21 protein-coding genes are annotated in these 25,117 nt (G+C 37.2%); 5 read left to right on the top strand and 16 right to left on the bottom strand.

The window, feature by feature from the left end; all coding sequences use genetic code 11:
• The first annotated feature begins 78 nt into the window (after nt 1-78).
• Nucleotides 79-2,475, top strand: a complete 2,397-nt coding sequence (locus QM491_RS02340) for a TonB-dependent receptor (protein WP_283325641.1) — start codon at nt 79-81, stop codon at nt 2,473-2,475.
• A 140-nt stretch (nt 2,476-2,615) separates the two neighbouring features.
• Here the strand turns inward: QM491_RS02340 and gldD are convergent, their stop codons facing one another.
• The 5 genes from gldD to pyk form a co-directional block, all read right to left on the bottom strand.
• Nucleotides 2,616-3,236 carry a gliding motility lipoprotein GldD gene (gldD, locus tag QM491_RS02335; protein WP_283325640.1) on the bottom strand — a complete coding sequence of 207 codons (621 nt, stop codon included), beginning with the start codon at nt 3,234-3,236 and terminating at the stop codon, nt 2,616-2,618.
• Between the two features lie 177 nt (nt 3,237-3,413).
• Complete coding sequence (locus QM491_RS02330) at nt 3,414-4,193, bottom strand: TIGR00266 family protein (protein ID WP_283325639.1); 780 nt, start codon at nt 4,191-4,193, stop codon at nt 3,414-3,416.
• A gap of 177 nt (nt 4,194-4,370) precedes the next feature.
• Nucleotides 4,371-5,102: a lysophospholipid acyltransferase family protein gene (locus QM491_RS02325; protein WP_283325638.1), complete on the bottom strand. Its 732-nt coding sequence runs from the start codon at nt 5,100-5,102 to the stop codon at nt 4,371-4,373.
• A gap of 184 nt (nt 5,103-5,286) precedes the next feature.
• Nucleotides 5,287-6,093 (bottom strand): LytR/AlgR family response regulator transcription factor, encoded by an 807-nt coding sequence (locus tag QM491_RS02320; protein ID WP_229241890.1) that lies wholly within the window; start codon nt 6,091-6,093, stop codon nt 5,287-5,289.
• A gap of 694 nt (nt 6,094-6,787) precedes the next feature.
• Nucleotides 6,788-8,260 (bottom strand): pyruvate kinase, encoded by a 1,473-nt coding sequence (gene pyk / locus QM491_RS02315; protein WP_283325637.1) that lies wholly within the window; start codon nt 8,258-8,260, stop codon nt 6,788-6,790.
• Between the two features lie 429 nt (nt 8,261-8,689).
• Here pyk and QM491_RS02310 point away from each other — a divergent pair, with 429 nt between their 5' ends.
• Nucleotides 8,690-9,550, top strand: a complete 861-nt coding sequence (locus QM491_RS02310) for an SMP-30/gluconolactonase/LRE family protein (RefSeq protein WP_283325636.1) — start codon at nt 8,690-8,692, stop codon at nt 9,548-9,550.
• 100 nt (nt 9,551-9,650) lie between these two features.
• Nucleotides 9,651-9,947, top strand: a complete 297-nt coding sequence (locus QM491_RS02305) for a putative quinol monooxygenase (protein ID WP_283325635.1) — start codon at nt 9,651-9,653, stop codon at nt 9,945-9,947.
• Nucleotides 9,948-10,039: 92 nt separating this feature from the next.
• On the opposite strand, the gene QM491_RS02300 is transcribed toward QM491_RS02305, so the two are convergent.
• The 5 genes from QM491_RS02300 to QM491_RS02280 form a co-directional block, all read right to left on the bottom strand.
• A complete protein-coding gene (locus QM491_RS02300) occupies nt 10,040-10,552 on the bottom strand; it encodes an acyl-CoA thioesterase (protein ID WP_283325634.1) in 513 nt (170 codons plus the stop codon).
• 109 nt (nt 10,553-10,661) lie between these two features.
• On the bottom strand, nt 10,662-10,970 hold the full coding sequence (gene nuoK / locus QM491_RS02295; RefSeq protein WP_095160186.1) for an NADH-quinone oxidoreductase subunit NuoK: 309 nt from the start codon (nt 10,968-10,970) through the stop codon (nt 10,662-10,664).
• Nucleotides 10,971-10,977: 7 nt separating this feature from the next.
• The gene (locus QM491_RS02290; RefSeq protein ID WP_283325633.1) at nt 10,978-11,499 is read right to left on the bottom strand and encodes an NADH-quinone oxidoreductase subunit J family protein; all 522 of its coding nucleotides are present in this window, start codon (nt 11,497-11,499) and stop codon (nt 10,978-10,980) included.
• Between the two features lie 44 nt (nt 11,500-11,543).
• Complete coding sequence (locus QM491_RS02285) at nt 11,544-12,920, bottom strand: 4Fe-4S binding protein (RefSeq protein WP_283325632.1); 1,377 nt, start codon at nt 12,918-12,920, stop codon at nt 11,544-11,546.
• Between the two features lie 324 nt (nt 12,921-13,244).
• Complete coding sequence (locus QM491_RS02280; protein ID WP_283325631.1) at nt 13,245-15,659, bottom strand: alpha-ketoacid dehydrogenase subunit alpha/beta; 2,415 nt, start codon at nt 15,657-15,659, stop codon at nt 13,245-13,247.
• Between the two features lie 452 nt (nt 15,660-16,111).
• Here QM491_RS02280 and QM491_RS02275 point away from each other — a divergent pair, with 452 nt between their 5' ends.
• Complete coding sequence (locus tag QM491_RS02275) at nt 16,112-16,588, top strand: DUF1573 domain-containing protein (protein ID WP_283325630.1); 477 nt, start codon at nt 16,112-16,114, stop codon at nt 16,586-16,588.
• Nucleotides 16,589-16,937: 349 nt separating this feature from the next.
• Here the strand turns inward: QM491_RS02275 and QM491_RS02270 are convergent, their stop codons facing one another.
• The 6 genes from QM491_RS02270 to QM491_RS02245 all read right to left on the bottom strand — a co-directional run bounded on the left by QM491_RS02270 (nt 16,938) and on the right by QM491_RS02245 (nt 23,179).
• Nucleotides 16,938-18,860, bottom strand: coding sequence for an STN and carboxypeptidase regulatory-like domain-containing protein (locus tag QM491_RS02270; RefSeq protein WP_283325629.1), 1,923 nt, complete (start codon nt 18,858-18,860; stop codon nt 16,938-16,940).
• 48 nt (nt 18,861-18,908) lie between these two features.
• Nucleotides 18,909-19,946, bottom strand: a complete 1,038-nt coding sequence (locus tag QM491_RS02265) for a FecR family protein (protein ID WP_283325628.1) — start codon at nt 19,944-19,946, stop codon at nt 18,909-18,911.
• Nucleotides 19,947-19,993: 47 nt separating this feature from the next.
• Nucleotides 19,994-20,575 carry an RNA polymerase sigma-70 factor gene (locus QM491_RS02260; protein WP_283325627.1) on the bottom strand — a complete coding sequence of 194 codons (582 nt, stop codon included), beginning with the start codon at nt 20,573-20,575 and terminating at the stop codon, nt 19,994-19,996.
• A 349-nt stretch (nt 20,576-20,924) separates the two neighbouring features.
• A complete protein-coding gene (locus QM491_RS02255) occupies nt 20,925-21,593 on the bottom strand; it encodes a lysoplasmalogenase (protein WP_283325626.1) in 669 nt (222 codons plus the stop codon).
• 117 nt (nt 21,594-21,710) lie between these two features.
• Nucleotides 21,711-22,529 carry an anti-sigma factor gene (locus tag QM491_RS02250; RefSeq protein WP_283325625.1) on the bottom strand — a complete coding sequence of 273 codons (819 nt, stop codon included), beginning with the start codon at nt 22,527-22,529 and terminating at the stop codon, nt 21,711-21,713.
• 68 nt (nt 22,530-22,597) lie between these two features.
• Complete coding sequence (locus tag QM491_RS02245; protein WP_283325624.1) at nt 22,598-23,179, bottom strand: RNA polymerase sigma factor; 582 nt, start codon at nt 23,177-23,179, stop codon at nt 22,598-22,600.
• Nucleotides 23,180-23,967: 788 nt separating this feature from the next.
• Between QM491_RS02245 and QM491_RS02240 the strand changes: the two genes are divergently transcribed.
• Entirely contained in the window at nt 23,968-25,080 is a 1,113-nt protein-coding gene (locus QM491_RS02240) for a tetratricopeptide repeat protein (protein WP_283325623.1), read from the top strand.
• Nucleotides 25,081-25,117 lie beyond the last annotated feature (37 nt).

The raw sequence follows: 25,117 nt of genomic DNA, 5'->3' as shown, positions 1-25,117 counted from the left end.
AAAAATTAAATAAACCAAAACTAAACTATTACTTAAGTTATAACTATCTAAGCCCTACAAAATTCTTGTTTCACTCTCATGAAAAAATTATTACTATTACTTGGCATATTGTATTCTATTGGTACTCAAGCACAAGTGCGACTCCAAGGCAATGTGATTGCTTCTGACACAAAGGAAGAAATCATTGGAGCCAATCTGTATTTGGTAGAACTCCGTCGTGGCACTTTAAGTCAAAATTCTGGAAAATTCAGCTTTGAGGAAGTCAAAAAAGGGAGTTATATGCTCCAGATAAGCCATATTGGATACAAAACTTTCACTCAAAAAATCAGCATAAAATCAGATACTACTTTTCAAATTGCCCTTACGCCAAGTGCGGTTTCGCTCGAAGAAGTCATTGTTTCTGGCTCGGCAAGTAAGACGGTTATTAAAGAAAGCCCTATTCCTATTGCGGCGCTCTCAAAGACACAATGGCTTCAATCAGGTAGTACCAACCTTGTCGATGCTATTAGTAAGCTCCCTGGCATGTCGCAAATTACCACTGGCGCCACATTGTCTAAGCCTATTATTCGTGGTTTGGGATTCAACCGAGTTATTACCATGCACGATGGGGTACGTCAAGAAGATAACCAATGGGGCGAAGAACACTCATTGCACATCGACGAATATTCAATTGATCGTTATGAGATTATTCGAGGAGCAGGATCGTTGATGTACGGCTCAGATGGTATAGGAGGTGTGATGTCTGTCATTTCAATATTACCTGCCGAAAACACTCCTCTGGCAGGAAACATTTTGTACAATTATCAGAGTAATCAAGGATTTCATGGAGTATCTGGCACTTTGGCACATAATCAAAATGGCTTACTTTGGCAAGCTAGATTTAGTATGAAAGATGGGCAAAACTATCAAAATAAATATGATGGTCGAGTTTGGGGTTCAAACTTCAATGAACTTAATTTTTCAGGAATAGTCGGTGTTCAAAAGAAATGGGGATACTCCCGTTTGTACTTTTCAAAGTTTGGGCAAAATATCAATATCATTGATGGACAACGTGATTCACAAGGGCATTTTGTCAAATCTGTTTTGGAAAATGGAGAAGAGAAATTAATTCCTGTATCGTCTGACGAACTCGCAGGTCGTACCATCAACCCTAGTAATTCTCAAGCGCTAAGCAATTATAAGTGGACAAGTAGCTCATTATTTCAGTTGGGAGCTTCTTCTTTGAGCTTTGTTTTTTCTTACACTCAAAATCACCGCCGTGAATATGGAAATATTTTCAGACCTTCAGAGCCTGATTTGTATTTCTTTTTACAAAACTATTACTACGATATTCGTTTACATTTGCCCGAACGCAATCAATGGGAAACCAGCATTGGAAGCAATGGTTTATGGCAAAATATGAACAATAAAGGCAATGAAACGCTATATCCCAATTTCAATTTAGCAGATAAAGGCATTTTTGTTTTTTCGAAAAAGAAATGGAATAATTGGATTGTTAGCGGAGGACTTCGGTATGACTACCGTCAATTAAATATCGCACAACTTTATGTAGATGCGGATGGCAAATTTCAGACATCGCCTCAAGGAGCTGTAGAAGAGCGTTTTAGGGGGCTCAGTAATTCTTACAGTAATATCACAGGAAGTTTGGGGGTCGTTTATAAACTCAATTCAAACCTAAGTCTGCGAACCAATACCGCCAGAGGTTTCCGTGCACCATCTGTTCCAGAACTATCATCTAATGGCGAACATGCAGGAACTTATCGTTATGAAATAGGTAATGTAAACCAAAAATCGGAAGTTTCGCTACAGACAGATATTGGTTTTACTTGGGAAAATCGTCAATGGTATCTTGATGTGAGCTGGTTTAGAAATCAAATTCAGCATTATACCTATTCTGAAAGAGTTCAGGCGCCAAATGGCAAGGATTCTCTGATTAATCAAGTGCCTGTGTTTAGATATGTACAAGGTAATGCGCTTTTGCAAGGCTTGGAGGCAACTGTCAACTTTACTCCTGTACCTTGGTTAAGTATTAATCAAAGCTATTCAATGGTTAAAGGCATTAATCAACAAGCCACTAACGACTCGTCAAAGTATTTGCCATTTATGCCACCAGCACGATGGATTAGTCAAGTAAAATGGAGTAAAAAAGCTTGGGGGAAATATGTAGAAAATGTGTATTTCTTAGCAGAGTTAGAGCATCATCAAACCCAAAATCAGGTGCTTTTGGCTTACAATACCGAAACGATTACAACAGCATATACCCTAGTAAATCTAGGAACAGGTATGACTTGGCGGAACAAAGACAAAAAAACAATTGCTTCTATCTATATCAATGTCAACAACCTCTTTGACTTAGCATATCAAAACCATCAAAGTCGACTAAAATATCTCGACACCAACCCCATTACACAACGACGCGGAGTTTATAACATGGGAAGAAACATCAGTGTAAAATTGGTAGTACCGATAAAATAATTGTGAATTTTGAATGAGTGAATTGTGAGTCTTTTTTTGAACTAGCACAAACCTTTCATCATTTCCTAGTTTTTCTGTAGGAATTTTAAATGGGACTTTTCAAGAAATTCACAATTCTTCACTCACAATTCACAATTCCACTAATGCCACTGCAAGGTATTAATCAAACGAATGACGTCGGTTTTGAGATAGTCGATTACAGGAGCTAAAGAATCACTTTTTGTTGCAGTATTAAAATACAAAGCACCACGTAAATAATGTTTAGTAGAGTCTGTCATATAAAACTGAACATACGTTGGCACCTCGCCTTCTAATTCTATTAACTTAGCCGTTTTGCCTGATTTAGTTTTCATAACCAAGTCTTTGATAGAATATGCCTTGATATTATGTCTTGCTGCCAAACGGTGTGCATCGTCAATAAGTTTAGCAAGCTTTTGTTGGTCACCATTCAAAGACTTATAAGTCAACTGAATCATTGCCTTCATTTCAGGATAATAAATATAAATCCAGTGTGGCTCCGCCCATCGAACAGTATCAGGCTTAATGATAGCATATTTAGAATACTCAAAGCTATATGGATGTTTTTCGGTTAGCATTTGATATTCGGCTTTGGGTAAATCAATGCGATTATAGCCTTTGGGCTTGGGCGTAAAACCATCATCATCCTTTTTTTGACGACAAGCAGATACACTCATCAAAAGGATTATTAACAAAGTAGAAAACCTCACAGCCATCAGACCATGAGGTTTTCTTTGAATCATATATGTATGAATTTTTTTGAGATTCATTACAAAAGTAGTTATTGGTGATTGTGCCATATTCCAAATAGCTAGAAGCTTTGGATAGGCTGATAATACTTGCAAAACTACATCATTCAAATATAAAATCTAAGAGGAAACGTTCTTATGTAAACTTTATTGCAAAATTTACACCTCCGATTAATCTTCGAATAGATTACCTAATCCACCTAAAACCGAACCACCTTCCTTGTTGGTATTTTGACCATAAGGAGAAAGAGTACGGATTAATTTAGAAAGAGGCATTGATTGAATCCAAACACGTCCTGTACCACGCATAGTCGCTAAGAAAAGTCCTTCTCCACCAAATACCATTGACTTCAAATTACCTGCACGTTGAATGTCGTAACTTAAGGTTGGTTCAAAGGCTACGATACAACCTGTATCAATTCTCAATGTTTCATTATTCAAGTACTTTTCAACAATTGTACCACCAGCGTGTACAAATGCCAAGCCGTCGCCTTGTAATTTTTCAAGAATAAACCCTTCACCACCAAAGAAACCAGAACCAATACGTTGGTTAAAAGTAATAGATACTTTTGTGCCCAAAGCTGCACATAAGAAACTATCTTTTTGAGCAATTAAAGTATTACCTGGCATAGTAGCCAAATTAATAGGAATGATAGTACCCGGATGTGGCGCTGCGAAAGCTACTTTACGTTTACCATAACCACGGTTGGTAAAGTGCGTCATAAACAAGGACTCACCTGTCAACAAACGACTCCCAGCTTGGAAGATTTTACCCAAAACAGAATTATCAGCATTTGAGCCGTCGCCCATTTTAGTTTCAAAAGTAATGCCATCTTCCATATAAACCATAGCGCCAGCTTCGGCAATAACGGTTTCATTAGGGTCCAATTCAATCTCTACAATTTGGATATCTTCACCAAGAATCTTGTAATCAATTTCGTGCGAATACATAGATAGTATGTTTTAGTTTTTAGATTCAGAAATATTCATCTTATGATGCAAATTAAGATAAAGAATTAGTTCTAAAAATAACATTTGTGGATAATTGGCAAATTCGTTGAGTAATCGGTGTTTAAAACTGACGACCTTATCTTTATCAAATATCAGTACACTAAAAACTAACAGGTATTATGAGTTATATGCCAAAAGCGTACTTTGAATTACTTGAAATACTTCTTCTTTCAAAGCTTCAATATCTTCCTGAGTTTTACCAATAGTAGAAATAGGTTCATGAACAACCACACGCAAAGGCATACGAGTCAGCGAAGGATTACTATCGAACATAATTTTGTAATTATTCACAAACGTAACAGGCACAATAGGCACCTGTTGCTGAACAGCCATCACAAAAGCACCATCCTTCAAAGGCTTGTGCATCAATGGAGGTTTTTTAGATTTGATTCCACCTTCGGGGAAAATCACGATACTTCGCCCACTTTGCAAGGCTTTTACCGAGCGAGTCATCGATTTGGCACGACTACTACGATCCTCTCTATCTACTTGAATATGTAGTTTAGAAAACATATATCCGAAAAGAGGCACCTTTTTAATAGCACTTTTGCCCACAAATGCGTAGTAGTTTTTCAACACAACTCCCATGGCAGCAATATCTAAATACGAAAAGTGATTGGCACAAAAAACATAGGCTTTTTGTGTATCAGGCTGAAAACGATATTCAACACGAATAGGCACACCAATAATTGGAAAATACAGTTTTCCCCACAAACGATTCAGATAATGAGCTTGGGGTTTCCATGATTCTTTTTGCAGAAATAACCAGAAGAAAGGAAACAGAAACAAGAATATAAATATCAGCCAGAACGCTGCCCAGATATTGTAAAGTGTTTTAAAAATACGCATAGAGACAAAATTAGAGAAAAGTCTTCAGTTGTGAGAAGATAATTGTCAGGAAAGAATCGAGTACATAATAAAAAAGCCTGATAGCAATAGCTACCAAGCTCTAGAAATATTTTCTTATAGGAATTATATTTAGTCTTTGTATATTTTTAAAATCATAAATATGAATTGTCAAAATGAGACTTACTTATATTCCCATCATTTCTTTGAAAGCTACAGAGTTTCGGGTCGAAATTTCTAATTCGATACCATTATTTAATACCACTTTCATCCCACCTTTATAGTAAGAGTCAATATCATGGATATATTCAGTATTAATGATTTGTTGGCGATTTGCTCTAAAGAAAATCGTAGGGTCGAGTCGCTCTTGAATTTTGTTTAATGAACGGTGAATCATAGGACGATTATTACCAAAATGAAAACGGCAATAATTTCCAACTGATTCAATCATAAACACTTCTGACAATCTAACGAAATAGCACTTTTCGCCATCTTTCAAGAAAATACGCTTATCAGGAGATAATCGACCTTCAGAAACAGCAGCAGTAGCTCTTTCTTGTTGAATTTCAGAACGCACTTTCTCAATCGTTTTGGCCAAACGTTCAGTCTTTGTAGGCTTTAGAATATAGTCCATTGCCTCAGACTCGAATGCTTGAATTGCGTATTGATTGTAGGCCGTTACAAACACCACTTTGGGAACAAATTCCAATTCTTCTAATAAATCGAAACCATTTTTCTCTGGCATTTCGATATCTAGAAAAATCAAATCAGGTTGAAGTCGGTGTATTTTCTCCAAAGCCTCATCTACGTTTTCAGCTTCATCAATAATTTGAATATCTGAAAACTCCTGTAACAAGTACTTCAGCTCTTGGCGTGCGAGTCTTTCGTCATCGACCAAGATAGTTTTAATTTTCTTACTCATCGGTTGTAAATTTAACAAGTCGTGATAATGGCGGTTACCAGCTCTTGGAGAATAAGGCAGTCTATTAGCCATACCTGAGTAACTGATTTTCAATTAATTAACAACAACAGTTCAACACCTGTGAACTAATCAGGATTGATATTTTAGTAAATACCTCGGATTTATTGCTAATATAGCAAATTCTATTGCATTTTTTGTGTCCTTATTGATTATTTCGAAAAACTCAGCCCTATTTTTAGTCAAACAGATTCGAAAAATCGTCTTTGCTCAAAATGTTAATTTTTTCTTCAAATGATTAAAAATTAACATCAAAAACTAGAAGGATTGCTAAGGCAAGTTTTACTTAATTGCTTCAGGAAAGACTGCATCAAATCCCATTTCTCACGACTATCATGTATTTTATGGATAAAATTAACAACTTTCTTGCCAATTATTCCTACCGTCTAATAAGAAATAGCGACAGTCTCTTTATTTCCCCTCTTACAACGCATTTTTCACAAGGCTCCATTTAAAATAGCTTACTACCGTAAAAACACAACAAAACCGTCATCCAGCTCAAATAAGCTCTACAAATTACTCTAAAAAGGGATAGTTCCTGCTATCATCGAGCTTAAAATAATAGTTTTAATTTTGTATAATAATAAAAGAAGACGTACCATGAGGGTACGTCTTCTTTAGAATTTTAGCTATTGAGCAAAATAATAATCGCTTAAGTAATATTTCCTATATTTAAGATTTTACTTTTTTTGATTATCAAAAGGGTATATTACTCAACTACACCTAATTGTACAGTATTAGTTTTCAAATCTTTGTTTGAAGGAACACTCAAAGTAGTTACATACGTATCTCCTTTAGCAAGCAATCCTTGAGCTACCAAGATATCTGTCATACCATTTACTGTGGCTTCTACATCTTTGCCATCAGCTTCGTAGTAGAATACTTTAGCACCCCACAACAATCCCATCACAGTCATGATAGCTTTGTTTGAAGTAAATACATAAAGGTTAGCCTTAGGACGGTGAGCCGACAAACGGAACGCAGTATAACCACTGTTTGTAATACAAAGAATTGCTTCTGCTTTAGTATCACGAGCCAAACGACATGCACTAGCAATCATTCGATCGTTCAAGGCATATTTGGAATCATTGTTTGCCAACGAGTGATTTTTGAAGTAGATAGCAGCCTCGTCACCTTTAAAGATTTCGATTTTGTTTTGTTGCTCTTCAACCACCTCTTGGATGTGTGCCATTGTTTCTACAGACTTCACAGGATAAGTACCTGAAGCAGACTCAGCACTCAACATCGTCGCAGAAGCTCCTTGCAATACTGCATTAGCAACGTCAGAAGTTTCAGCACGTGTAGGAACTGGATTTGTAATCATTGATTCCAACATTTGTGTTGCAACGATTACTGGTTTGCCAGCTTGAGTACACTTTTCAACCATTACACGTTGTAAATGCGGTACTTCAGCACCATCCATTTCAACACCCAAGTCACCACGAGCTACCATGATAGCATCAGTAGCAGCAATAATTTCGTCTAGGTTATCGATAGCCTCTGGTTTCTCGATTTTAGCGATAACTTTAGTATCTTTTCCGTAAGCAGCGATTTTTTGTTTGATATCATAAATATCATCTGCTTTACGTACGAATGAAAGCGCAACCCAGTCAACACCATTGTCCAAACCGAAATATAAATCAGCTTCGTCTTTCGGAGTCAAACATGGCAATGACACTTTTGTACCTGGAAGATTAATACCTTTTTTAGATTTCAAGATACCACCATAAATTACTTCGGTAACTACCTCTCTTTTCTCTTTGTCTACTGCTAATACTTTTACTTCTAAGTTACCATCATCCATCAAGATACGCTCTCCTGGATTTACGTCTAAGTACATTGAAGTGTAAGTAGTACCTACTCTTTCTGATGTACCTACAACGTTTTCGTCCATTACGAAAGTAAGCGTTTTTCCAGCAATCAATTCTACGCCATTGTTTTCTACAAGCTGAGTACGAATTTTCGGACCTTGTAAATCCTGAAGAATTGTTAGGTTTGTACCTAATGCTTCAGATACAGCTCTAATGTTTTTTACTCTCTGAAGGTGGTCTTCATGAGTACCATGCGAGAAATTAAGTCTGAATATGTTTGCACCTGCTTGGGCAAGTTTGGTCAACATCTCTGGTGATTCTGATGCTGGGCCAATCGTAGCTACAATCTTGGTCTTTCTTTGATAAGACATCTTTCGGTTACAGTTTAAGGGATATGATTGGGGAAAGTTATCGAATTCTTCTACTTTTTACAGCTTTTGAGCTCTCGACAACTCGACAAAAAATTCAAATGATGTTGCAATTTACGATTTATGAATCGAAAATAGAATCTTATTTTGAGTATTTATTACGAACCCTAGCTTTAGGCATCATAAATTGCATCTAAATTAGGCAAATTTGGAATAATATGCACTAAACCGAAGAAAGTTTGCAGTTTATTTCTTTTTAGTTAACATGATTTCGAATGTATTCTTACAAAAAGAATATATTTTGGTTATATCTTTCTCTGTTTCTCTGCTAGCGTTTTTTCGCTTTTCCTTTATCTTGTGGCAATTCAAAACTTTTAAATTTCCGCTATTACTCCTATCTTCGAATCTACTATCCAATTTTTCTAATCAACTATGTTAAAGTCAACTTACCTCGCTTGCGCTATCGCAGCTATCGGGCTTTCATCTTGTAGCCCCAAAACTTTATTTCAAGCACAAGATTTCACTAAGGAAAATCTGTTTACTCAAAACATCGAAGGTCCTAATTTTGATTCAAAAGGGCAACTTTATGTTGTCAATTTTCAAAAAGACGGCACTATTGCTAAAGTGATGCCAGATGGTTCTTGTGAATTATTTCTCACTTTGCCACAAGGAAGTACTGCCAATGCTATCCAATTTGATGACAAAGGTGCTATGTACTTAGCGGATTTCTCTGGTCATAACGTATTGAAAGTAAATGTGCAAACCAAAGAGGTGTCGGTATTTAGCCATAATGACCGCTTCAATCAACCTAATGATATTTGTATTACTCGTAAAAATGTACTCTTTGCTAGTGATCCAAATTGGAAACAAAGTACAGGTCAAATCTGGCGAATCGATACAGATGGCTCTTCGCATTTGTTGACGTCAGATATGGGTACAACCAACGGTATTTGCCTAAGTCCAGACGAAAAGACGTTGTATGTCAACGAAAGTATCCAGCGTAATATCTGGGCATTTGACCTAGATGCTCAAGGGAATATTAGCAACAAACGTCTTTTTACCTCCTTTAAAGATGGAGGCTTAGACGGAATGAAATGTGATAAGGCGGGTAATTTATATACCACACGCTGGGGATTAGGAAAAATCCTTATTTTCAATCCTTCGGGACAGCTAATAAAAGAAGTTAGTACCAAAGGAAAACAAACCAGTAACCTTGTGTTTAGTCCAAACCAAAAAGAAGCTTTCGTGACTTTACAAGACCGCAAAGGCATGGAAAAATTTAAGATAAAATAACTGATATTTAGCCTACGGCTATCAGGTAAAATCAAACATATCACCTGATAGCCATAAGTCGAAAACCTACAGCAATAACAAAACAAAACCCAAGAAAAAGATGATTATTAGAATTGTAAGAATGACTTTTCAGGAAGATAAAGTGGATGATTTTCTTGAAATTTTTAATAGCTCCAAAAATAAGATTCGGCATTTTGAAGGTTGCCTTCATCTAGAATTACTTAGAGATGCCAACCAGTCCAATATTTTTATGACTTACAGTTATTGGGAAAGCGAAAATCATTTGAATCAATATCGTGATTCTGAGCTTTTTCAAAAAACTTGGGCAGCGACTAAGGTATTGTTTAAGGAAAAGCCTATTGCTTTTTCATCGGAGAGACTTGAAATTATTGAGTGATTTGTGATTGAGTGATTATTATTTGAATGTAGATAATAATCACTCATTCACTCAATTTAGAATAACTTATGTTATATCGTTACTCGAAACGTTTATTCGAAAATCGATTTTAGTTCGACAGCATCCTGAGCTTTCATACGACCAGCCAATACCAAACGCAATTGACGACGACGTAATGCTCCTTCATACAATGCAATTTCATCTTCAGTTTCGGGTACAGCCTGAGGCACATCAATAGGGCGACCCGATTGGTCTACTGCCACAAAGGTAAAAAAGGCTTTATTGGTCGATACTCTTTCTTTCGCGGGAATATTTTCCGCCCACACATCAATCACCACTTCCATCGAAGAACTAAATGCACGAGTCACTTTAGCTTGTAGCGTTACTACGCTTCCAAGTGGAATAGACTCCTTGAACGACACATTGTCAACAGACGCTGTTACTACGATTCGGTTCGAGTGTTTTTGTGCACAAATAGCTCCTACTACGTCCATCATTCTCATGAGGTTTCCACCCATCAAATTTCCAAGTGTATTGGTATCATTCGGAAAAATCATTTCGGTCATGGTAGTAAGCGATTCTGAAACTGATTTGCTTTTTGCCATTGTTTAAAATAAAAGTAATTTCTACCTATTACTAGATTGATGAAGTTATATATATCAGACCTGGGCAGACAGGATTGAATACGAAAGAGAAAAGTACCATCGAAAAAATCTATTTCTTTAGCTCATTTATCTCGTCAAGATTAACTGTTTTAAAATGTTCATAAACCTTCAAAACAATAGCCAAAGCAATTACTGCCTCACAAGCCGCTACAACGATTACGAATAAAGAAAATATTTGACCTTGAAGACTAGGGTCATTTTTACTAAAAGCCACCAAATTCACATTGACAGCATTAAGCATTAATTCGATACCCATCAGTACCACAATAATGTTTCGTTTGACAACCACCAAAGCTAGTCCAATACTAAACAACAAGGCACTTGTGAGTAAGTAGTAAGGCAAAAAACTGTTATCCATGAATTGATTAATTTTTAGTTTTTGTACTTAAATAAGCTGCCCCAATTAGCACTGCCATCAATAATACACCTGAGACTTCAAAAGGCAATACATAGTTCGTCATTAGCTCTACTCCTATCGTTTGAGTAGTAGAAGTAGGTTCTACAGCCTCAAATAAGCTATCTTGAATGGTCAAAAATCTTGCTCTACCAAAAGTATATAACAAAGTGGCACTAAAACCCAACATCACAAATACCCCAAGAACTCGGTTGGAACTTTCGGTGGTAATATCGTTGCGTCCACGGCTTTTATTTCCTTGTTGATTGGTTAGCATTACGCCAAAAATAAGGAGTACTAATACACCTCCGACATAAACTAAGATTTGGGCTACAGCCAAAAAATCTGCCCCTGCCAATACATACAATGCTGATACTCCTAAAAATGTACCAAGCAAACTAAAGGCTGCATACAAGACATTTTTGGTAAGTAATACGACCAAAGCCGAAGCTAAAGTCAATACCATGAAAGCTATAAATACAAATTGTATCAAAACTCTTGAGATTTATGGTTGGTCAAATATCTATTTCAAAAACCTTATTCTGGTCTTTTAAATTTTGGACGAAACACAGGACGAGGCTTGGGCGCTTCTTCATTCGTAGCAGTATCTTCCTGTTTGGTCTCTTCTGCTTTTACTTCCTCTTGTTCTGTTTTAACAACTGGTTCAGATATTTCTTCTTCTGTCTTTGCTAGAACTTTGAATTTCGGTCTAAAGGCAGGACGAGCAGGTTTGACTTCCTCTGCCGGTACTTCAACTTCTGGCGATACCTCTGCACTAGCTTCTACAACTGGCTCAGATACCTCCTCAGATGGTTTTGACGCTGGTTTAAACTTCGGTCTAAAAGCAGGACGAGCGGGTTTGGCTTCCTCTGCTGGTGTTTCAACTTCTGGCGATACCTCTGCGCTAGGTTCTACAACTGGCTCAGATACCTCCTCAGATGGTTTTGACGCTGGTTTAAACTTCGGTCTAAAAGCAGGACGAGCAGCAGGTTTTACTTCATCAGCAACATTAGTGATATTTTCATCGGTGACTTCTGTCGTATTTTCAACAGGAGTCTCGGTTGAAGGTGCAACCTTCATTTTTGGCTTAAATGCTGGACGAGCTACTGGTTTCGGCGTATCTTCAGTAGAGGTCTCATCTATAATAGGTTTTGGCTCTGAGCTTTCAACCTTCATTTTTGGTTTAAAAGCAGGTCTTGGCGCTGGCTTTGGTGCTTCGGCAGAAGCTTCAGTTGAAGCCTCTGCGGGAATTTCAGTATTAGCTACAGGACGAGCTGCTGGTTTGAAAGCAGGTTTTGTAGCAACTTTCGGTTCTGCTTTTTGAGCGGAAGTTTCCTTTTTAAATGCTTCTTTTTCGAGCATGTACTGCTCATACAATTTTTTCTTTTCGTCAGCTTGTTCCTCTGTAAGATTTCCAAATGCAAAATTGTGCTCGGTAATGTCAAATACAGAAAAGTCATACTCCTTTTTCATGGTAAGACATTCGGTAGGACATACTGTTGTACACAAGCCACAGAAGCAACATTTTGACATATCAATATCAAACTTGGCAGCATACAAACGAATCGCTGAGCCATCTGAAGCATAACTGACTACACCAGTTGCTTTAATAGGTTCAATTTCAATACAATCGACAGGACATATTTTAGCGCATTTATCACATACAATACAATCATCCATTTCGTTGTGCAACTGATAACGTCCATTATCTGGTACGGGGAGTTGCTCATAAGGATATTGTGTAGTTACAATCCCTGTTTTTTGGTCGAAATAATGTGGGTCATCTACAAAAATAGGTTTGCGACTTTGTCGAGCATCTTTAAAGTGCTTGAATGACAAAGACAAACCTTTCAAAGAAGTTTTGATTCCCTCTTTGATATTTCCCCAATATGTATTGTTAGCTCCTTTTTGCATAATTTGGTACAGAATAATATCATTTGGAGAGTTTTTTGATAAAATTTTATTCTTAAAATTTCACTCTCCAAACAATTATCACAAAACTACTCTATAAAATACTGATTTTATAGAGTAAACCATTTTTTTTGAAAAATGAATCCGAGAGGATCGTTTTTTGTAACAGATTGTACCTGTAAGATGAGTATCCTTTATAAAAAAATTCGGTAAGAGTTACCTTACCGAATTTTGCAATTTTGATATATCTTCAAGAATTATTTTGAACGCTTTTGATTAAGAGCTTCAACTCAAAATCAAGTATTCAAAAAAATCACCCTCTCAAGCTTAGTATAACTTGGGAAAACGACTTGGCTGAGCCTCTGACATCATTTCATAAACGGCATCGAAAACAGTGTCAGCATTGGGTTTTGAGAAATAATCTCCGTCTGACGTATAAGCAGGACGATGCGGTTGGGCAGCAATACAAACTGGTTTTGAATCGAGCCAACGATACGCATTTTGTCTATCTAATACCTCTTCCATCATATAACCTGTACCTCCGCCTGGCATATCCTCATCGGCAAAAATCACTCGATTCGTTTTCTTGATTGACTCTACGATTTTGTGTCCTAAATCAAATGGTAATAACGTTTGAACATCTACAACTTCAACTTCTATACCTACCTGAGCCAATTGGGACGCAGCCTCCATCACAATACGGCACATAGAGCCATAGGTAACAATAGTAACATCACTTCCCTCTCGCAGTATATCAGGAACCCCCAGAGGTACACGAGTATCGTGCAAATTTGAAGGCAGTTTTTCTTTGAGTCGATAACCATTTAGGCACTCAATCACTACAGCAGGATCGTCGCTATGGAGCAAAGTATTGTACATACCTGCCGCTTGGGTCATGTTGCGAGGCACACACAAATGTACCCCTCTCAATCCATTTAATAAAACTCCCATTGGCGAACCTGAGTGCCAGATTCCCTCCAAGCGGTGCCCACGAGTACGCACAATCATAGGCGATTTTTGTCCACCTTTTGTACGATAATGCAAACATGCCAAATCATCTGACAAGGTTGCAAATGGATAAAATATATAATCTAAATATTGAATTTCTACAATTGGACGTAGTCCGCGCATAGCAGCACCAAGACCTTGTCCTACAATGGTCATTTCACGGATACCTGTATCGGTTATCCTCCATGCTCCAAATTTGTCTTGCAAACCAGCGAGTGTTTGGTTAACGTCACCAATTTTACCTACGTCTTCACCAATAATAAAAACTCGAGGGTCTGTTGCTAACCAATGATCAAAGTTTTTATTTAAAACTTCACGACCATCTACCAGAGGCGCATCTTCGCCATAAATAGCTGGTTGTGATGCAATTTTCAGAGCAGATTTATCCGAAGTAGAAAATTGAAAGGAGTTAAAACGGTCAAAATTAGCTTCTTTTGATTTTTCAAGCCACTCTATTAGTCCACGTTTAGCAGGAAAATTTTCGAATCTTAACAAACGTAAAGCTTTCTTTACCGCCACCACGCTATCACGATGGATAGGGTTCATGGTTTTACGAAGTTCTTCGACGATTTGTTTAATTGTAGCACCATTCTTGCTTTCTACAGCCGCTTGATTCATCAAAGAAAGAGCATCGTCTTTCTCGGGCTTAATCGAGTCCATGTAAGCCTGCCAAGCATCTTTTTGAGATTTACGAGCAATTTTTACCGCTTCTTGATCTATAGCTAATAGTTCTTCCTCTGTAGCAAACTCGTTGTCAAGAATCCATTTTCTGAAATGAGTATTACAGTCAAAGTCTATTTCAAATTGTAAACGTTCGGGAGATTTATAGCGCTCGTGCGAGCCAGAAGCCGAGTGTCCTTGTTGTTGGGTAACCTCTTCTACGTGAATTAAAGAAGGAATATGGTTTTCACGAGCCAGCTGAGCTGCTTTATGAAAAGCCTCCATCAAGCCTACATAATCATAAGCTTTTACGGAAATAATTTCAAGACCAGCTTCATCGTCTGTTCGTTGATAACCAGCTAGAGCCTTTGAAATAGAATGCTTGGTAGTTTGATATTGAGTTGGCACCGAAATTCCATAGCCATCATCCCAAACTGCCATTACTAAAGGTATCTGCAAAACCCCTGCGGCATTGATACATTCCAGAAACATTCCTTCCGAAGTAGACGCATCACCAATAGTCGAAAAGCATATCTCATTGCCATGTTTCGAAAACTTATCAGCTATTGCGCCCTGAAGTTCTGGAACATTTCGATAAAGCTTCGAAGCATAGGCTATACCAATAGCTCTTGGTATTTGTCCAGCGGTAGAAGATATACCAGCCACAGAATTGAATAATTTTGTTTGGTCTACCCAATGCCCATTAGCATCTAGCCATTGTGTAGCATGGTGGTTGTTCATGGTACGCCCGCCTGTGTGGGGGTCATGTGCCTTATCAGGATGACCATACAGTTGTGCGAAGTACTGTTGCCAAGTCAAATCACCTACAGCAGCCACAATCGTTTGGTCACGATAATACCCAGAAATAAAGTCACCTGCCTTCATAGCTCTTGCAAGGGCAATTTGGGCGAGCTCTTTGCCGTCACCATAAATACCAAACTTGGCACGTCCAGCAAATACTTCTTTCCTTACCAGTAAAGAACATTCACGGCTAATACGTGCAAGACGGTAATCCTCGATAACCGACTCTTTTTTAAATAAAATTGTTTCTGACAGTAGTTCGTTTTCCAACACGGCAATTTCGGGCTGATAAAAATAGAATTAAAGATACAGTTGATGGCGAGTTTAAGTTTTCCAAGTTAAAATCCAACATCTACTCTTTGACTTAAAGCTGTATCAAAAATAAGATAATTTAATTAGTATAACAAACAGTGGAAATTTTGGAGAGTTGTTAATAATTTGTTAAAGGTTATCAAAGATTTTGCTAACCTTTTAATGTAGTTTACTTTTGTTTTGGAATAAATCAATTCACTCAAGAAAAACTAAAGTAATATTTTGAATCTGTATTATTTTATACTTTTTTCAATAAAATATAATTTTTTAGTTTTTTTTTAGAATAAAATCCGCTTAAAGCTCATTAGTTTGGTCCTTTAAATAAGTTTTGCGGAAACAAATTCCTTACTTTTTCGTATATTTATTACGAAAGCTTGTAAAGCTATTTAATAACAACTAAACATTCTGTTCAAATGAAAAAACTATTTTTCTTTTTCGCATTTTTGTTCACTGCTACGTTGGCAAATGCACAAGGAGTAATCAAATTCAAAACTGAAATCCATGATTTTGGTAAAATCGAAGAAGGAACTCAGGCTACTTACACATTTGAATTTACTAACACTGGTACTGCACCTGTAGTAATTTCTAATGCACAACCTTCTTGTGGATGTACAACTCCAGATTGGACAAAAGAACCAATACTTCCAGGAAAAACAGGTAAAGTAACTGCTTCTTTTAACTCAACTGGCCGTCCTGGTGCTTTCAACAAAACTGTTACAGTTATCAGTAACTCTGAAACACCAACTATTGCTTTGACAATCAAAGGTGAAGTAGCTCCAAAAGGAACTACTACTGAGGTAGCTCCTGCGGTAGCTCCAGTACCAACTGTTACTAAAAATGCTGCTCCTGCTGCTCCAGCAAAGCCTGCTAAGAAAAAATCTGGTAAATAGTCGGAAAGTTCTTTAGGGGAGGTTCCATCGGTTTTCTAGAAATTATTTGATAGAAATCCCTTTTAACCTCTTAATTATACAACAAGGGTGTCGAATTTTCGACGCCTTTTTTGTTTTACAGTAGTAGTTTGAAAGAATCCTAATGTTATTGAAATCTTCACTCCTACGGTGCTCTAAAATGGCTTACATTATTGTTGATGCTACCAAGCTGTCGCTCCTACGGAGCTTTTCTCATCAATAACAATAATCCTTAACAGATATTTACCAAGCCTTTTTACGCTAAATCTAAAAGGCAACCTATTTTAGGCAAGGACAACTCCTCACTCAGCACTCACAACTCCACACTATACTAGTCTCCATATCGCTGTTTGATGCGTAATCCCATTTGGAAGCCGTACCAAAGTGTAAATCTCTCTGTAGATCGAATTGCCTGATAAGTTGGCATATTTTTAAACGGTTTACCATTGGCATACGAAGAATTAGCAGGGTCAATCACGAGGGCTTTGATAGATGGGCCAAAGGTGAGCGTTGAGTTACGAGCCAAAAACTTTTCAAAGCCTAAATCAAAACGCCATAGTACCCCCTGATTTATTTCGCCGTACTGATTATATTCTACGATTAATCCACCTGTAACATCGGTATTCATCATCCATCTTCCCCCTAGTTTATAGGCTCGTCCAAAACCATAGCCAATATTGACTAGTTCGTAGGCTCGAACAAAATTAGAACCAAGTGTTAAGATGTTATACAATGCAGGAACACCCGTTTTGAAGGTAATATTAGCGGACTGGATCTCATCTATAGCTACTTCAAACCTTTTATAACCATTACCTTTTCCAACAAAACTCAAAAAACCGATTGGTGCGGTGGCTGATGAATCACTAAAGTTCAAAAAGCCAATTTGATGCCCTCCTTTTGAGATTTTATGGGAAAAATTGAGAAGTCCTACTTGCCATCCTTTCGATTCTTTGAGTACAACATTCAAAATTGGCGCCATTTGAAGTCCTTTTGACAGCTTACCTGTTACGTTTAACACACCTGATAATTGTGCTCCTCGGGTTTCTTTATGCGTAATATTGATAAGACCAGCAGCTTGTAAGCCTGTCATATTTTTCCATGTATGATTCCAACCCAGTGTCATAGCCACCCCTTGGGTTTCGCCCAAAACCGTATTGAAAACCCCACCCATTTGTACACCAGTCACGTTTTTTCCTACAATGTTACCTATACCTGCAAATTGAAAACCATTGACATTTCGGCGGACGCCATTCAGACCTCCTCCAAATTCCATTTTGCGAACACCTGCCGAATAGCCCATGACGATATTGACCGAAACTCTGTTTTCGATACTTCCAGAAAGGAGTTTATTCGTTCCCAAAAATGGTAATAGAGATAGTTGAAAAGGACGAGATAGCGTATCTGTTACGTTTTTATCGTGGATTCTTTGAGAGCGAGCAATCATCATTCGGCTAAATCTTGACTTAATTTCGTCCCAAAATCTAAATAAGCGACTTGAGTCCTTTCTATAAATTGGGAAAATATTATCGGTCGTATCAGCCACACTATACTCTGAAAGCAACAAACCTGTTACAGGCACTCTAGGTACTAAAATGGGGACTTCCTTCGGAACAGCAACTGTATCTATCAGGCTTGGAAAATATGGCGAATTATCGTCAAAGGGTAATTCTGGTTGTTTGACCTTGGGCTGAAGTGCCCAATCTTTTGTTTCTGACTGTAAAATCTTGATAACTAAAGTTTGTGATTCGTGTTCAGGTTCTGATACTGATAACTTAAAAATAGTTTTCGTATGATTAAGTCTTATCCGATAATAGCCATTCTGATTGGTAATAGTGGAGGTCAAGCTATTACGCTCATAAATACTGACATTAGGAAGTTTTTTGCCCGATACTGCATCATACACTACTCCACTTACATACACAGGGTCGCGTTCAGCTTTGAGCAAAATCACATACTGACCTTGTACTTTGTAACGAATCGTTCCTTTAAATAGCAACCCGATGGCTTCACGAATGGTTTTGTTGACAAGAATTAACTCAACAGATTTGTCTTCGTCAATTAATGAAGAATTATATGAAAACTTAAAATTTCCCTGAGCAGACAAATAGGACAGAACTTCCTCCACGGAAGCATCCGAAAAACGAGCTGTAATTACTCGTTCAAGATTAGCAGATTGTGCAAGTGCACTGGAGTGTACCAACAAGCATACAGACAAAGTCCAAAACGCTATTATGTTTCGTACACTAAAAGACATAGATACAAGTTGTTTAAAGAGAGTTTTTGCGGTTCCAAAATTAGGAAATTATTGGCAACCTTTTCCCTCTAAAACGAAATTTTGACCTTGCTTTTGTACATTTATATCAAAAGTTGTAGCAATTACGGCGAGAATATTTTCTAAAGATTCTTTTTCAAAATTTACGGTGAGCTTACAATGATTCATAGCCTCGTTGGCTAAGGTTACTTTTACCCCATAAACTTGACTTAAAGTCTTTACGACAGAAGATAATTCGGTATTTTCAAAATTAAAACTTTGAGAAAAATAAGCAGCCTGATTGGCATCTATATTGGCTGAGCGCACAACGTCGTCGCCCTGTACTTCCGCTTGTTCGCCGGGAAGCAATTGTATGACTGAAGAAGATTTTTTGACCTGAACTTTACCCGTTTTTACCCATACTTTTACTTGTTTTGAATAGGCATTAACATTAAACGACGTTCCTAATACTTTTATATCTGCTCCTTGTGCATGGATAATAAATGGATGTTGAGCATCATGTGCAACATCAAAAAAGGCTTCTCCTTGTAAAGTAATCTCACGAGTTTGTCCTTCGAATACAGTAGGATACGAAATCTTTGAGCCACGATTTAAACTCACTTTTGTACCGTCTGGTAAGGTATAATTGAGGACTTTTTCCTGAGTAGTAGATTCTTTTAGTGCTATCGACTGTGATGATGGAGTCCTATATATAAAAAGCAACGCCCCTATTAGCACAATTACACTTGCCGCAATACCTATCACTTTCAGAAAAGGAATCACTCGTTTTTCGGAGAGTGGACGAATGACTGTTGAAGCTTCATTGAGATGAACAATTGGCGTATGATCTTCCAATTGAGAAGGGCAAGACATTTGCTTTTTGACTTTTTGCCAAGCAGCATTAATATCACAAGATTTTTTTTGTTGAAATGCAGTGCTTGCATCCCAAATAATTTTGGAATGTTCAAAGACGGTATTTCCATCAGGAAGCTCATTCAGATGGTTTTGGATTTCGGAAAAATCCTCCTCTGGGCTTTCTTCTGCCAAATACTTTGCTAAAAGTTCGTCTATGTTTTTATGCTCTGCCATATTTATTCAAAGCCAAGTGTACGCTTGGCACAAGTAAGAATCTTTTATCAGTGGTGAAATAACAGAAGTCCAAGCCAAAAAATACTTGGCAAATATTCTGCTAACTCTTGTCTTAATATCTTGAGCGCTTTCCCGATTTGATTTTCAACAGTCTTTACAGATAGTTGAAGTTCATTGGCAATTTCTTGGTATTTTAGTTCCTCAAAGCGACTCATTCGAAATATCAATCTGCATTGCTCTGGTAGCTTTTCGATGGCCTCGGCAATACGCGCTTCTAATTCTGCTTTATATAATTCATCGGTAGCTGAAACGTGGTTATTTTCCATAAAATCCCCCACGTGCTGCCGATAGGTATCTTGGATTTTGAGGTGCTTAATACGGTTCAAACAGGTATTATGCACAGCCCGATATAAATATGATTTCAGCGAAACAGTAATTTCTAAGTCCTGACGCTGATCCCATACTTTCAGAAACATTCCTTGAACAATCTCCTCGGCATCGTCCATATCTTTGAGAAGGCCAAAGGCATAATTACACAAGGCTTGATAGTATTTTCGGAAGACTACTTCAAAAACACGTTCATTTCCTTGTCGAATTGCTTCGAGTATGTCGGTATCAGTAAGTTGCAAGGCCAAGAGCTTGTGATGGATTTAAGTTTAAAGAAAATCAATTTGATTAAAAAAAGCAATTTTAATCAAGACATCACAAAGTTACACAGCTTCACTTTTTAATCTTAAGCAATTAGTTTTAAACGGCATCTATTAATTATAAAAGGTATAGTTCGTTTTAGAGAAGCTCAGATGCTTCTAAAATAATATTCTAATTATGTATCCTTAATCACTTCTATGACAACTATTTAGTATATACCCCCTATCTTTTTTTATTTTTTTTAAAAATATGGTTTTCGGTTAGAACAAACACGAATAGTCTCTTTATCAGAAAAGCTAGGAGCTACAAAACGCTAAATCTAGCACTCATCTAATCGTTTACCCTATTTCTACCTTTTACAATCAAATATTGGGCAACAATGTAAGTTAACATAACGCAAAAGCCACTATAAGCAAAATCGGAACCAAATTTGGTAATTGCAATCAAGCTATCTGATACCATAAACAAGACAGCCCCGATGGTCACTGTTAGAGCATTTGGCACCTCTCCAATTCGATTGATAGCCGCTAAAACCATGATACTTATCACTATAGAGTATACTGATACAGGAATCTGCATGGCACCTAAATACGGCCAAACAGGTAACATAATCATCAGGTGATAGCCCACTAATAGTAACATAATCCACAAATGACGGAAAACAAAACCCTTTCGAGGCGTGGCACAATCTTGCCAAAAAATCCTGATATATAATACTTGCATTATCAGAAATGCCAGCAAGCCTGGCACAAAAGCATTAGGCAACATAAGAAGTATATCGCCTAGCCAAGCAAAAATAAGAGCGATTCGAAAAGCAGAAAAAAAAGACGTTCGATTTTGTTGGTTTTGATAGTCGTAAAGAATAAGCAGTGGCAAAAGTAAAGGTTTTGTAAAATACCTAATAGGAATGCTTTCAGGTGGAACGATTAGAGAAAATAATTCGAGAATAGATACGATACCAAAAAGAAACAATATCGTTTGAGTATTACGGTTTTTCATAGTCAAATATAGGAATTAAGTATTTTGTGAAGTTGCGATTTATTCGCTATTCAAACAAAAACCTCGCAAGAATTTTCCTGCGAGGTTTTTACACTCAATTTATTTTCAACTTTAAACCTATACATTTCCAAGTACAAAAATTTCGCCTTTCGGTCCTGACTCGGTAGTACTACCACCTTTAGCTTCTAGCGAAATCGCAAATGCCTGAGCATTGCCTAATGACTTCATTTTTTCAAAAGTCTCTGGGTCATCTAACAAACCTGCATCTACAGGTTTTCCATCCACAATTGCCCAAAGTTGATACTGCTTTCCTTCTGGAGCCACAGGCAATTTCACAGAGGACAGGTACACTTCTTGAGTTGCTGAGTTCCAATATACAACAGCTTGTGCATCTGGCGCAGGTTTTTGTCCACCCAATTGCACTCGTTTAGTTTCAGGGCTCAACAAGATATTTATATTTTCTTGATAACTCGCCTTTAGAGCACGCTCGCTACTTGCCAAAATCTGCGTTTGAGATTCTAAGGCTACAACTTTGTCCTCAGATTTTTTCCAATTGCTGTACAAAAACCAGTTGGCTGCCACACTCAAAACCAAGAGCACCCAAGAGGCTGCATATTTGAAGGAGAAGGCTGAATTGTTACTTTCAGGCGTAAAGTTTACCACCTTTGCCTCTGGCGCAACTGCCTTTGTATTTGCCTTTTCAGCTTCTTCCAGTTCCGATAGAGCGTTCATCACTCTTGATTTTAGTTCGGGAGGAGGCGTTTTAGCAAATTTTAGGGCATATTCTTCTATACTGTCTCGGACAGCGTCTATTTCTAGCTGAATTATTGGATAGGTTTGGGCTAGACGCTCGACTTCTGCTGTTTCATCGGCAGTAGTACTTCCGAGCACATAGCTTTCCAAAACACCTGATGCTATATATTCTTGAATATTCATTTTAAAAAAATTTTATAGTGGGAAAGATCCAACTTTTAATACTAACCGAAATGGCTGTTTCGATCTTTCTAAACTAGCCATGTCAGAAGCATCAATGAAAAACTAACAAAGTAATCTCTCAAATGATTGATAGCTGACTTAACACGTGTTTTCACTGTTCCTAATGGAATTCCGTACTCTTTTGAAACCTCTTCTTGTGTATAGCCTTTGAAATACAACAAATCAATTACTAGACGATGCTCTGGTTTTAATTTTTCGACAACTTTGCCTAAGCCAATGGCATCTACATCAAACTGACTTGAGCCTTGACTGTCAATCAAATTTATGGTTGAATCTAAGTCTTGATTACGCTGAGAGTTTTGAAACTCTTGAGAGCGAATCCTATCAATGGCCGTATTGCGAGCTATATTCAGAATCCAAGTAAACAGAGTACCTTTCGACTGATTATAACCATCGATATTTTTCCAAATTTTCACAAAGGAATCCTGCATAACATCTGCGGCTACTTCTTCGGAGTGTACAATCTTGTGTATAACTCCATACAAAGCTGTCGAATAGTTATCATACAGAATCGAAAAACCACGCTGGTCTTTATTTCGCAATAAAGCCACCAATGAGTCTTCAGATATGACCGTTTTTCGCTTTGACATAGGGGTGTGTTTAATGGTCTCTTAAATTAATAATGGGAGAAATAAATACTTCGTGAGGGTGTCAATGATATGGTCTAATAGAGTATTCGATAGGGTCAAAACAAAGATAGAAAAATGTCTTTGAATTAACTATCTAAAAACAAAGGACTTTCAGATTTGAAAGCCCTTTGCACATTACCCATTATTAAACCACACCTATTTATTTGGTGAGATAGAATCTTACAATTTTCTCAGGCATAAGTTAGATTGAGAATCACTGGATTATTCTATCTCTCCAAGGCTCACAAATATTTGTGGACAATGGCTTGAAGGCCTATATATTTTATAACTACTTAGAATCAAGGTTGTTCGAAAAATTATACTATTGCAAATGTTCAATTTGATTGCTCAACTACTCAAATGAAGTTTCTCATTAATACGTTCATTTCAGAATTACGACCGATTAGGTAGCTTGCCTTTTCGGGACTGGTTGCCTGCTTCCATTTCCTGATAGCAGGGATTGCGTTCGGCCAAAAACTGCAGTATTTTGAGTCTGAGCAGAAAATACAGCATTTGTTCGTGGCAAAACCATGAGGAACATAAGCTGTTTCATAAATAATTATTATTGATTGATGTCTTTAACCAGACTTACGAGAATGCTTTAGGTTTGGATTGTTTGAAACTATTTTTTTTTACATTTATTTTACAAACAAACTTTTAAACTTTATTTATCAAAATCAACTCCTTTTTACATACCTTATATTCGGTGTATCAACTTTATTACCCTCGCGTACAAACACAATAGTCCTATGAAAAAAACTGTTTTATCTTTTTTATTAATATGCCTCGCCCAATCCATCGTCTTTTCCCAATCTCAAATTGATTCTTCAAGTTATCCTGTTCGAGTGTTCCAGTTATTGACAAAATACAATTGGGAAAAAAATTACGTGGATATGCAAGATGGAAGCCTTATTCAAGACCCTGCTGCTGAACGTAAAACGGTGATGTGTTTGATGTTTCGAAAAAATGGAACTGGCTCATTTGTTCAAGGTGAACAAGCAGCTTCTTTTCGTTATCGTATTGCAGATTCGTTGGTTACTATTAATGAAGCTATTTACAAAATAGACAAAATCGATGATTATGAAATGATATTTAGTGTTTATGCTAAAAACATTGATGGAGATGGGAAGTTTAGATTTCACTATTTGGCAACTAAAGATACTCCTTCTGAAATTTATTTACGAAAACTAATAAAACCAAATATTACAATAGATTATCCTAAAAGAGATACCATATTTTTGTTTAATCAGGAGGTCTATCCCAAATTTAAAGGCAACTCAGAATGGTTACGCAATGTACCTGACTTTGAACAGGCATTTGACGATACCTATGGGGTTTCTTACAAATTCATCGAAGATGAGTTTATTTCACATTTACCTAAAGATATCAACACTCGTTTTGAGGTTTCGTTTGATGTGACGACCAGAGGATTAGTTGAAAATATTTTGATTACCTCAAGTACAAATCCCGAATATAATCCTTATCTAATAGCAGCCATACAAAGTACAAATAGAAAGTGGCTTCCTGCCAAATGGAAAGAAAAAACCTATAAATCAAGAATCCAATACGCATTTCAAACAGAAAAAGAAGACCCCAAAGCTATTGCCTACGACCCTGAAATTTATGATAACTTCTATAATCGTGCTATGGGTTTGATGGCTCGCAAAAAATACGACAAAGCGGTAGGGCTACTTACCAAATGTATTTTAATGACCGAAGATTCGATTGATGCTCTTTACAAACGTGCCGAATGCTATCAGTCGGCTGGAATTATAAAATATGCTTGTATGGATTGGAGCTTTTTGTCATCTAAGGGACTCAAACGAGCTGAAAAGTTGTATCTACAAAATTGTAAGCAATAGAATCGTTCTAATTTAAAAGTCTGAATAGCACAATAGA

Origin of the sequence: Flectobacillus longus, from assembly GCF_030056705.1 — a bacterium.
Taxonomy (GTDB): domain Bacteria; phylum Bacteroidota; class Bacteroidia; order Cytophagales; family Spirosomataceae; genus Flectobacillus; species Flectobacillus longus.
Note: the sequence above shows the minus strand (reverse complement) of the source record. Positions and strands in the feature narration are given on the sequence as shown.

Excerpts from the sequence above, each read along its gene's own strand:
- QM491_RS02340 (WP_283325641.1), top strand. The coding sequence starts at position 79 with ATGAAAAAATTATTACTATTACTTGGCATATTGTATTCTATTGGTACT.
- gldD (WP_283325640.1), bottom strand. The coding sequence starts at position 3,236 with ATGATTCAAAGAAAACCTCATGGTCTGATGGCTGTGAGGTTTTCTACT.
- QM491_RS02330 (WP_283325639.1), bottom strand. The coding sequence starts at position 4,193 with ATGTATTCGCACGAAATTGATTACAAGATTCTTGGTGAAGATATCCAA.
- QM491_RS02325 (WP_283325638.1), bottom strand. The coding sequence starts at position 5,102 with ATGCGTATTTTTAAAACACTTTACAATATCTGGGCAGCGTTCTGGCTG.
- QM491_RS02320 (WP_229241890.1), bottom strand. The coding sequence starts at position 6,093 with ATGGCTAATAGACTGCCTTATTCTCCAAGAGCTGGTAACCGCCATTAT.
- pyk (WP_283325637.1), bottom strand. The coding sequence starts at position 8,260 with ATGTCTTATCAAAGAAAGACCAAGATTGTAGCTACGATTGGCCCAGCA.
- QM491_RS02310 (WP_283325636.1), top strand. The coding sequence starts at position 8,690 with ATGTTAAAGTCAACTTACCTCGCTTGCGCTATCGCAGCTATCGGGCTT.
- QM491_RS02305 (WP_283325635.1), top strand. The coding sequence starts at position 9,651 with ATGATTATTAGAATTGTAAGAATGACTTTTCAGGAAGATAAAGTGGAT.
- QM491_RS02300 (WP_283325634.1), bottom strand. The coding sequence starts at position 10,552 with ATGGCAAAAAGCAAATCAGTTTCAGAATCGCTTACTACCATGACCGAA.
- nuoK (WP_095160186.1), bottom strand. The coding sequence starts at position 10,970 with ATGGATAACAGTTTTTTGCCTTACTACTTACTCACAAGTGCCTTGTTG.
- QM491_RS02285 (WP_283325632.1), bottom strand. The coding sequence starts at position 12,920 with ATGCAAAAAGGAGCTAACAATACATATTGGGGAAATATCAAAGAGGGA.
- QM491_RS02275 (WP_283325630.1), top strand. The coding sequence starts at position 16,112 with ATGAAAAAACTATTTTTCTTTTTCGCATTTTTGTTCACTGCTACGTTG.
- QM491_RS02270 (WP_283325629.1), bottom strand. The coding sequence starts at position 18,860 with ATGTCTTTTAGTGTACGAAACATAATAGCGTTTTGGACTTTGTCTGTA.
- QM491_RS02265 (WP_283325628.1), bottom strand. The coding sequence starts at position 19,946 with ATGGCAGAGCATAAAAACATAGACGAACTTTTAGCAAAGTATTTGGCA.
- QM491_RS02255 (WP_283325626.1), bottom strand. The coding sequence starts at position 21,593 with ATGAAAAACCGTAATACTCAAACGATATTGTTTCTTTTTGGTATCGTA.
- QM491_RS02250 (WP_283325625.1), bottom strand. The coding sequence starts at position 22,529 with ATGAATATTCAAGAATATATAGCATCAGGTGTTTTGGAAAGCTATGTG.
- QM491_RS02245 (WP_283325624.1), bottom strand. The coding sequence starts at position 23,179 with ATGTCAAAGCGAAAAACGGTCATATCTGAAGACTCATTGGTGGCTTTA.
- QM491_RS02240 (WP_283325623.1), top strand. The coding sequence starts at position 23,968 with ATGAAAAAAACTGTTTTATCTTTTTTATTAATATGCCTCGCCCAATCC.